Genomic DNA, 8,056 nt, shown 5'->3' with positions numbered 1-8,056 from the left:
CGAGGCTGGCGGTGGTGTCGGGGGCGATGCGGTTGTCATCCTCGGCGCGGGCGAGGATCGGGCCGAGCGGCACGAGTTCCGGATAGTCGGCGCGGGCGGCGGCCGGGCTTTCTGCGGCGTCGAGTTCGGGGAAGCGGGCGCAGGCGGTGCCGGTGACGAGAAGGGCGCAGGCGAGGAGGGGGCGGAGCATGGGTGTTGTCCTCGCGGCGTCGGTCGGCGGCAGTGTAGCTTTGCGCGGCGGGGCGAGGCAAGCGGTGGACACGGGCGGCGTTTGCGGCAAGGTGCGGCCATGGTTTTCCGGTCCCACATGTCGCTTGCGCTGGACGAGGCCCGCGCCGCCGCCGCGCGGGGCGAGGTGCCGGTGGGCGCCGTGGTGATGGGGCCGGACGGCGCGGTGCTGGGGCGGGCCGGGAACCGGACGCGGGAGCTGCTGGACCCCTCCGCCCATGCCGAGGTGCTGGCGATCCGTGCGGCCTGCGCGGCGCTCGGGTCCGAACGGCTGACGGGGTGCGGGCTGTGGGTGACGCTGGAACCCTGCGCGGCCTGCGCCGGGGTGATCGCCGCGGCGCGCATCGCGCGGCTCTATTACGGGGCGGCGGATCCGAAATCGGGGGGCGTGGCCCATGGCGCGCGGGTGTTCACCCATCCGCAGGCGCATCACGTGCCCGAGGTCTACGACGGGATCGCGGCGGGGGAGGCGGAGGCGCTGCTTCGGGAGTTCTTCCGGGACCGGCGGTAGGCGGGCCGCCGTGCGGGCATCGCCCTGCGGGCATCGCCCCGCCCGCCGTCCCGTGGGGCGTGGCTGTCAGCCGTCCCTTTCCGCGTCGTGCAGCGCGCGGTCGAACTGGAGGCGGTGGAGGTCGGCGTAGATGCCGCCGCGCGCCAGCAACTCCTCGTGGGTGCCCTGGTCCACGGCCTCGCCCCGGTCCATGACGACGATGCTGTCGGCGCCCCGGATCGTCGCGAGGCGGTGGGCGATCACGAGGGTCGTGCGGCCGTGGCTCAGGCGTTCGAGCGCGGCCTGGATCACCGCCTCGGACTGGGCGTCGAGCGCGGATGTGGCCTCGTCGAGGAGCAAGATCGGGGTGTCGCGCAGCAGCGCCCTTGCGATGGCCACGCGCTGGCGCTGGCCCCCCGAGAGGTTCGAGCCGCGGGGGCCAGCGGGGCTTTCGAGGCCCGCGGGCAGCTGGCGCAGGAAGTCGGCGACATGGGCGGCCTCGACCACCTCGTTCAGCCGGCTCTCGGGGATGTCGGTGCGGCCGAGCAGGATGTTCTCGCGGATCGTCTCGTCGAACAGCAGCGCGTCCTGCGTCACGACGGAGATCTGGCCGCGCAGCTCGGCCAGGGCGAGGGCCGTCACCGGCGTGTCGCCGAGCCTCGCCTGCCCCGATTGCGGCTCGACGAGGCGGGTCAGGACGTTGAAGACCGTGCTCTTGCCCGCCCCGGAGGCGCCGACGAGGGCGGTCGTCTTCCCGACCTTCGCGGTGAAGCTGACGCCGTTCAGCACCTTCTCGGTCTCGTAGGCGAAGTGGACGTCGTCGAAGACGATGTCGGCATTCGCAGCGGCGATCCGCGCGGGGGCGGCGGGGGTGGTGATGGTCGGGCGGAGGTCGAAGATGTAGTAGAGCCGTTCGAGCGAGGCGGCGGCGATCTGGAACGTCCCCGTCAGCCCGCCGAGGCGGCGCAGCGGCTGGAAGGCCAGCGCCATGGCGGTGAAGAAGGACATGAACTGTCCCACCGTCTTCTCGCCCTCGATGATCTCGCTGCCGCCCAGAAGCAGCACGCCGAAGAAGCCGACGCCGGTCATGATGTCGATCATGCCGGGCAGCATCGAGGTGCCGGCGGTGGTCTTCACCTGTGCTGTCACGATCCCGTCCACAACGGCGCGGAAGCGGTTCAGCTGGTAGCCCTCCATCCCGTTCAGCTTGATCGGGTTGATGCCGTGGAAGATCTCGTCGAGCCGGGTCGAGCGTTGCGTCGCCTGGTCGCGCATCTGGCCGGTCTTGCGGCGGACGTATTTCTGCAGCGCCCGGGTCGGCAGGATCAGCACCGGAATGCCGATCAGCGCCACCGCGGTCCAGACCCAGTCGATGCTGACGGCGACGGTGAAGAGCGAGGCGAGCGCCACCACGTCGCGGCCGATGCTGGAGATCAGCACCTGCCAGATGTTCTGCACTGCCTGGGTGTCGCCCTGCACCCTCTCCATCAGGTAGCCCGGCGCGTTCTTCTGGAAGTAGGTGGAATCGAGGGTCATCATGTGGCCGAGCATGTCGATCTGCATGTCGGTCGAGCTGCGCTGCGCGACGCGCACCAGCAGCACCCTGTAGATCACGCCGGAGAAGGCGCGCACGACGAAGAGGCCGAGGATGGCCGTTCCGACCCACCAGAGGGCGCCGAAGTTGCCGCCGATGAAGACGCGGTCGAACATCGGCTGCAGCATCCAGCTGAGCAGGCCGACGGTGGAGCCTTCGACGACCATCATGGCGAAGGCGACCGCGATCCATTTCCAGTGGGCGCCGACGTAGTCGCGCCAGAGGCGGCCCATCAGTTTCGTGGAGGTCTGGGTCTCTGGCACGGGCGGACTCCGGTCTGTTCCGGCCGGGTGCCTAGCGCGAAAGGCGCCGCTTTGGAAGGGCGGCGCCTTCCTGCGGGTCAGGGCAGCGGGATCAGCGGCAGGCCCGCGAGGGAGACGGCGAAGGTCAGCAGGACGAAGGCGGTCCACGCTGCGGCGGCGGCCCAGGTGGCGGTTCGGGCGCCTCCGGCGGGCAGCAGCGCGTGGGCGGCGAGGCCTGCAAGGGGCAGGGCGTGCATCGTGTGGGTGGCGAGGAAGTGGGGGGCGCGCAGGTCGCCGACCTCGCGCGACCAGCCGAGCACGGGCAGGGCGGCGCCGGTGGCAGGGGTGCCGACGAAATGGCCGGGCAGGCTCGCCAGGGTGCCCGCGATCGGGAGGGTCAGCAGGAAGGTGCCGACGAGGCCGAGCGCGATGGAGGTTTGCAGCGCGGGGGAGAGGCCGGTGGCGGCGTTGCGCCAGATGGCGATGCCGAAGACCAGGCTGGCCGAGGTCAGGGTGACGGCGAAGACGCCCATCAGGCCATAGAGCCTTTCCATCAGCGGCGAGGAGACGTTGTAGTGCGAGGCGGTGCCAAAAAGCGCCGCGCCGCCGATCCAGGCCAGTTCTGCCAGGATCGTGAAAATGACAACGGCGATGTAGAGGCGGTAGCCGCGGCTTTCCTGCATGCCGGCGGGCAGCCAGCGGGCGAAGACGGCGAGGCTGAGGACATAGATCGCGAGGGCGACCTGGAACTTGATCGGCTTCAGCCAGACGCTGTCGCCCTGGAACTGCCGCGGGTCGAGGGCCGCGGCGGCGAGGGTCAGGACCAGAGACAGGGTCAGGAGCAGGCCGAAGGCGGCGAGGCGCGGTTCGGCGAAGAGGGGTCCGGGGCGGGGCAGGGGTTCGGAAAGGGCAGCGAAGGTCATGGGGCGACTCCGGTCTGGGTGGTGGCGCGACGGGTGGCGCGGAGGGCGGTGAAGGCGAGGAGGCCGATGGGGCCGAACAGGAAGGTGAGGGCGAGGCAGGGCAGGAGAAGGAGATGTGGAATCGCCTCGGCCCGCGCGCGGCGGGTCTCCCAGGCGCCGATGAAGAGGTCGAAGGCGAGGTAGTGGAGCCATCCCGCCAGCGCGATCCCGGGATCGGTGAACAGCGCCTGCACCTCGGCCAGGGAGCCGAAGCCGCCGGGGGCTGAGGTCCAGAAGGCGAGGATCAGGGCGCCGTAGGCGACGGAGAGCAGCAGCGGGAGGACGAGGCCCGCGACCAGATCGGCGAGGCGGGGCGCGAGCGGCGACAGGGCGAGCGCCAGCCAGCCGAGGAGGGCAAGGGGATTGGCGAGGGCAAAGAGCGACTCGGGGGACATGGCGGGCCTCATCTTGACGGTGGCAAGACGGAGGGTAGGCGCAATCCTGACGATGTCAAGATAATCCTTTCGGTGTAAAGATTGACGTCGCCCGTCCGCCCCGCTAAGCCCGGCTCCCATGGATGAACGCAAGACACCCTATCATCACGGCGATCTGCGCAGCGCGCTTCTGGAAGCGGCCGAGGAGGTGCTGGCGGAAACCGGCGTCAGCGGCTTTTCCCTTCGGCAGGTCGCGCGGCGGGTCGGGGTCAGCCACGCGGCGCCCGCCCATCACTTCGGCGACGCGAAGGGGCTGCTGGCGGCGCTCGCGGCCGAGGGGTTCCGGCGGTTCCTCGCCGCGATGGAGGCACGGGCCGCGCTGGCCGGGGACGATCCGCGGGAGCGGCTGATCGGCTCGGGCCTCGGCTATCTCGACTTCGCGCAGGGCAGTCCCGCGCTGTTCCGGCTGATGTTCTCGGCGCCCATGGAAGGGGCGAAATCCGCGGAACTGGCCGACGCGGGCACAGCCGCCTTCCGCCACCTCGCCGAGGGCATCGCGCGGCTTCGGGGCGAAGATCCCGGTCCGGCGGCCGATCCGCTGCTCTACGGCGTCTGGAGCCTCGTGCACGGTTTCGCCGAACTCCTCATCTCGGGCCGGATGCCGCCGGTGCAGGCCATGTCCGCGACCGAGCGCGAGGGCTTTCTTCGCGGCATCCTGCGGGACGTCGTGACCTGAGGTCCGGCGGTCCATTGACCCTGCCGCGCCCCGGGCCTACCACTCCGGGGCCATGCTTGCAGGAGCCGCCGAATGAGCCTTTCCAACGGACGCCACTACCTTGCCATTCCCGGCCCCTCGGTCATTCCCGACCGGGTCCTGAACGCCATGCACCGCGCCGCCCCGAACATCTATACCGGCGAGCTTCACGACATGATGCCGGGGCTGATCGCCGATCTTCAGGCGGTGGCGAAGACGAAGCATCACTGCGCGATCTACATCGTCAACGGCCACGGCGCCTGGGAGGCGTCGCTGGCCAACGTGCTGTCGCGCGGCGACGAGGTGCTGGTGCTGGCCACGGGCCGCTTCGCCCACGGCTGGGCAACGATGGCCGAGCAGCTGGGCGCGAAGTGCACGATCATCGACTACGGCAGGCGCGCGGCGGTGGACCTCGGGCAGTTGTCCGAGGCGCTGGAGGGCGACAAGGGCCACCGCTTCAAGGCGGTGATGCTGGTGCAGGTCGATACGGCCTCCTCGGTGAAGAACGACATCGCGGCGGTGCGCCGGACCATGGACGCCGCCGGTCATCCCGCGCTGCTGATGGTCGACTGCATCGCCTGCCTGGCGGTGGACGATTTCCACATGGACGACTGGGGCGTCGACGTCATGGTTGCGGCCTGCCAGAAGGGTCTGATGACGCCGCCGGGGCTGGGCTTCGTCTTCTTCAACGACAAGGCGGACCGGGCGCGGAACAGCGCGAACTGCGTCACCCATTACTGGGACTGGCGGCCGCGGGCCTTTCCGGAAGAATTCTACATGCGATTCGACGGCACCGCGCCGACGCATCACCTCTACGGCCTGCGCGCCGCGCTCGACATGATCAACGAGGAGGGGCTGGCCAACGTCCACGCCCGCCATGCGACGCTGGCCCGCGCCGTCTGGGCCGCGCTCGATGCCTGGGCGGTCGAGGGGCCGCTCGAGCCGAACATCGCCGATCCCGCCCTGCGCGCCCACGCGGTGACGGCGGTGCGCATCGGCGCGCCCAACGGCGAGGCGCTGCGCAGCTGGCTGACCGAGAACGCGGGGGTGACGCTGGGCCTCGGCATCGGGATGGTCGATCCCGGCCAGCCCGGCGCCGACGGCTTCTTCCGCATCGGCCACATGGGCCACGTCAACAGCCACATGGTGATGGGTGTGCTCGGCACCATGCAGGCGGGGCTGACGGCGCTTGGCCTGCCCCACGGCAAGGGCGCGCTGGACGCCGCCGCGGCGGTCTGCGCGCAGGTCTGAGCCTGAAGCCCGGCTTCCGGCCGCGCGCAAGTCGCGGCCGGGGCTTGCGGCTCAGGAGCCGCCGCTGAGGTCGATCTGGATCATGTAGCCGTCGACGTCCATCGGTTGCGTCACGGCGATCTGCCCCTCGACGCCGGCGGGGCCGGAGAACAGCAGGCGGTTGTCGGACATCATCCGCGTATCGGTCTCGTAGCCGTTGTCGTTCAGATCCTGCGCCCAAGTTTCCAGCATCGGCGCCGGATCCTCGGCCACCTCCACCTGGAACAGGTGGGTGCCGGTGCCGATGGTGCGGTCGCTCACCACTTCGTAATTGTCGGGCAGCCGGATCGGCTCGGGGATCCAGTCGGGTTGCCCGGCATGGGCGGCTCCGGCAAGGCCCGCGGCAAGGGCCAGCACGGCGGCGGCGTTCCTGAAGTGTCTCATCCTGTGTCCTGTCGAAATCGCGTCGGTCGGGGGCGCGTCGCCCCCATGGGTGAAAGGCATCTGCGGCAAGTCAAGGCGGACGGCCTTGGGCGGGTCCGGTCGGCGGACCTCACATCGCCTTGCGCAAGGCCTGGGCAAAATCCCGCCAGAGGTCTTCGGGTTCCTCCAGCCCGAGGCTGAGGCGCACGAGTTGCGGAGATACGCCGAAGCGGTGCATGGCATTGTGCTCGGGCGATTGCGCCAGCACGGCCTTCGCGGGCATCACCAGGCTTTCGAAGCCGCCCCAGCTGACTCCGATCCGGAAGAGGTCGAGCGCGTTGCAGAACCGCTCGATATCGACGCCCTCCGCCAGTTCCACCGACAGCAGCCCGGCCCGACCCGACAGCCCGGTTTCGGGGCCGGGCACGGGAAGATGCAGCGCGCGCACCTCCGGTGTCCGGGCCAGCCTGTCGGCGAACAGGGCGGCGGCCGCGTCGTGCTGGCGCATCCGCGCGGGCAGGGTACGCAGGCCCCGGGTCAGCAGGAACGCCTCGAACGGCGCCAGCTTCGCACCGAGCAGCGCCAGCGTCAGGCTGCGGATCTGCGCGATGTGGTCGGTCGACCCCACGACGATGCCGGCCACCGTGTCGGAATGGCCAGAGATATACTTCGACGCCGAATGCAGCACGATGTCGACTCCCCGCGCGAGGGGCAACTGGAAGACCGGGGTCGCCCAGGAATTGTCGATCACAGTGAGGCAGCCGTGGCGGCGGGCATGGGCCGCGGTACGGGCAAGGTCCGTGGTCTGGAACTTCACCGAGTTGGGGCTTTCCAGGTAGGCGAGGCGCACACCCTGCAGCAGGTCCGGATCCTCGGCGAAGGCGGCGGGCGGGTGATAGGTGATGTCGATGCCGAAGGGGCGCAGCAGCCGTTCGAACAGGCGGTAGGCGTCGGGATAGACATGCTCGACGCAGGCCACGCGGTCGCCGGGGCGCAGGAAGGCGAGAAGCGCGCCCGAGATCGCGCCCATGCCGGAAGCGAAGGCGACCGCCGCCTCGCCGCCCTCCGCCCGCGCCATGAGGTCCTCGAAGGCGGCGACGGTCGGGTTCGTCACCCGGGTGTAGATCGGCGCGCTTCCCTGTCCCGCCATACGCGCGGCGAAGGCGCCGTAGTCCGGGAAGGTGAAGAGCGAGCTCTGCACGATGGGTGGCGTGACGGACCCGGCGGTGCCGAAGGCAGCGGCGAGAAGGGTTGCGAGCGACTCTTCCATCTTTGCGATATCTCCCTGATGTTCGGAGGCCGCCCCTGTGCGGCGCGAGACCGGTGTCCCGGCAGCGGGTCGGCGCTGCACCCGTACGACCTTGATAGGGTGCACGTTGCAATGTCGCCAGCGGCGCGCGCCGTGACTCGGGGGCGGGGGCGGCGATTCCGGGAGGGGATTCTGTGCGCGACGGGGGAGATTCGGGGCCAGACGGGGGTGGCCTGAGGCTGCACGGGGCACCGGGGGCCTGCTCTCCTTCCCGTGATGCCTCATCAAAACAATGACTTACGGAGAAATATGACAGAAATTCGGGCTGCCGGAACTTTTCTTGGAAAAAGCACTTGCGGACCCCCGGCCTCATCCGTAAATACCCCCTCACCGGCGGCGCTGAGGCGCACGGCGGGGCGCCAGACGGGGTTGGGACGGTAGGTTCTGACAGACGAGGCGGCGACAACCAGGGCAGACGAGGCGGGGCGCGCCGGCAAGATAGGGCGCATC

General features: G+C 70.2%; 8 protein-coding genes and 1 pseudogene. 3 read left to right on the top strand and 6 right to left on the bottom strand.

From position 1 onward, the window contains the following. Positions 1–190, bottom strand: a pseudogene (locus A7B20_RS20830) (hypothetical protein); the annotation flags it as partial. Between the two features lie 99 nt (positions 191–289). Between A7B20_RS20830 and A7B20_RS20825 the strand changes: the two are divergent. Next, positions 290–739 carry a nucleoside deaminase gene (locus A7B20_RS20825; RefSeq protein ID WP_102110502.1) on the top strand — a complete coding sequence of 150 codons (450 nt, stop codon included), beginning with the start codon at positions 290–292 and terminating at the stop codon, positions 737–739. 66 nt (positions 740–805) lie between these two features. On the opposite strand, the gene A7B20_RS20820 is transcribed toward A7B20_RS20825, so the two are convergent. The 3 genes from A7B20_RS20820 to A7B20_RS20810 all read right to left on the bottom strand — a co-directional run bounded on the left by A7B20_RS20820 (position 806) and on the right by A7B20_RS20810 (position 3,911). After that, on the bottom strand, positions 806–2,545 hold the full coding sequence (locus A7B20_RS20820) for an ABC transporter ATP-binding protein (RefSeq protein WP_102110503.1): 1,740 nt from the start codon (positions 2,543–2,545) through the stop codon (positions 806–808). A 107-nt stretch (positions 2,546–2,652) separates the two neighbouring features. Next, positions 2,653–3,477 carry a hypothetical protein gene (locus tag A7B20_RS20815; protein ID WP_102110501.1) on the bottom strand — a complete coding sequence of 275 codons (825 nt, stop codon included), beginning with the start codon at positions 3,475–3,477 and terminating at the stop codon, positions 2,653–2,655. Beyond that, a complete protein-coding gene (locus A7B20_RS20810) occupies positions 3,474–3,911 on the bottom strand; it encodes an ABA4-like family protein (protein ID WP_102110500.1) in 438 nt (145 codons plus the stop codon). Before A7B20_RS20810 ends, A7B20_RS20815 begins: the two co-directional genes overlap by 4 nt. A 118-nt stretch (positions 3,912–4,029) precedes the next feature. Between A7B20_RS20810 and A7B20_RS20805 the strand changes: the two genes are divergently transcribed. Beyond that, positions 4,030–4,626 carry a TetR/AcrR family transcriptional regulator gene (locus A7B20_RS20805; RefSeq protein ID WP_102110499.1) on the top strand — a complete coding sequence of 199 codons (597 nt, stop codon included), beginning with the start codon at positions 4,030–4,032 and terminating at the stop codon, positions 4,624–4,626. Between the two features lie 72 nt (positions 4,627–4,698). After that, the gene (locus A7B20_RS20800; protein WP_102110498.1) at positions 4,699–5,895 is read left to right on the top strand and encodes a pyridoxal-phosphate-dependent aminotransferase family protein; all 1,197 of its coding nucleotides are present in this window, start codon (positions 4,699–4,701) and stop codon (positions 5,893–5,895) included. Positions 5,896–5,946: 51 nt separating this feature from the next. Here the strand turns inward: A7B20_RS20800 and A7B20_RS20795 are convergent, their stop codons facing one another. Both A7B20_RS20795 and A7B20_RS20790 read right to left on the bottom strand, forming a co-directional pair. Then, entirely contained in the window at positions 5,947–6,318 is a 372-nt protein-coding gene (locus A7B20_RS20795) for a hypothetical protein (RefSeq protein WP_102110497.1), read from the bottom strand. A gap of 109 nt (positions 6,319–6,427) precedes the next feature. Next, positions 6,428–7,567, bottom strand: coding sequence for a PLP-dependent transferase (locus A7B20_RS20790; RefSeq protein ID WP_102110496.1), 1,140 nt, complete (start codon positions 7,565–7,567; stop codon positions 6,428–6,430). Positions 7,568–8,056 lie beyond the last annotated feature (489 nt).

It is taken from the genome of Oceaniglobus roseus, from assembly GCF_002869745.1.
GTDB lineage: Bacteria > Pseudomonadota > Alphaproteobacteria > Rhodobacterales > Rhodobacteraceae > Oceaniglobus > Oceaniglobus roseus.
Note: the sequence above shows the minus strand (reverse complement) of the source record. Positions and strands in the feature narration are given on the sequence as shown.